At 59.0% G+C, this 1338-nt stretch carries 1 protein-coding gene; it reads left to right on the plus strand.

Annotated features, from left to right (window positions below):
- Nucleotides 1-1338 (plus strand): DUF637 domain-containing protein (locus FW760_RS25975; protein ID WP_446444112.1); only part of this gene is annotated, 1338 nt, incomplete at both ends.

A 1338-nucleotide genomic window follows, 5' to 3' on the forward strand; every position in this document is an offset into this window, starting at 1 on the left:
CAGCACGACAGCGTGCGCCAGCAGGCGGCCGAACTGACTGCCGGCGGCTCGCTCAGCATCGAGGCCGGCGACAACCTGCTGATGGTTGCCAGCAAGGCCACGGCGGGCGGCGAGGCCTACATCTCCGCCGGCAATACCCTGCAGCTACTGGCCGCCAACGACAGCGAGTACTCGCTGTACGACATGAACAAGAAAGGCAGCTGGGGCAGCAAGAAGACCCAGCGTGACGAAGTCACCGATGTAAAGGCGGTGGGCAGCGTGGTCACCAGCGGGGGTGACCTGACCCTGGTGAGCGGCGGTGACCAGTTGTACCAGGGCGCCGCCCTGGAGTCAGGCCGCGACCTCACAATAGAAAGCGGCGGTGCGGTGACGTTCGAAGCCGTCAAGGACATGCATCAGGAGAGTCACGAAAAGAGTAAGGGCGACCTGGCGTGGACCAGTGCCAAGGGCAAGGGGCAGACGGATGAGACGCTGCGCCAGACGCAGATGGTGGCCAACGGAAACCTGATAATCAATGCGGTAGACGGCATCAAGGTCGATATAAAAAAGATCGACCAGAGGACTGTCAGTCAGTCCATCGACGCCATGGTGAAGGCTGATCCGAAACTGGCATGGTTGAAAGAAGTGGAAGCCAGGGGTGGTATCGACTGGCGCCAGGTGGAGGAAATTCACTCTAGCTTCAAGTACGACAATTCCGGTTTGGGTGTTGGAGCACAACTGGCTGTAGCTATCCTGATGGCCGCCGCAATGGGCCCGGCAGGATTCGGTCTCACGGGCTTTCAGCTAGGCGCAGCAACAAGCCTGGCAACAACCGGTGCGGTCAGTACGATCAACAACCAAGGTGATCTCGCAGCAGCGCTTAAGGAAACACTAAGCAAAGACAGTCTGAAGAATGCAGCAGTCTCCTCACTGACGGCAGGTTCATTTGAATACGTAGACACTCACTGGTTCGGCGTAGAACAAAGCGGTCAAGCGGGCGGATTCGTGAAGGCTGCCGATGGCACCCTCATTCCGGTTTCCAGCAACCCGCGCAACGTACTCACATGGGCGAACGCCTCAGATACGCTCATTCGGGCTGGTGCGCACTCGCTTGTTTCGAGCGCAATATCTACGGCCATCAATGGCGGCAGCTTCAGCGACAACCTGGGTAATGCTCTAGTCGGCCAGGCAGGCAGCATCGCCATGGCCACGGGCTTCAAGTTTGCCGGTGACCAGACCATTCGATTTGAGAACGGCAGCCTGCCCAAAATTGTGGTGCATGCCGTCATGGGTGGTTTGCTGGCAGAGGCCACGGGCAGCGATTTCAAAACTGGCGCCATGGCTGCGGGCTTGAACGAA

It is taken from the genome of Pseudomonas sp. 1176_21 (assembly GCF_052850635.1).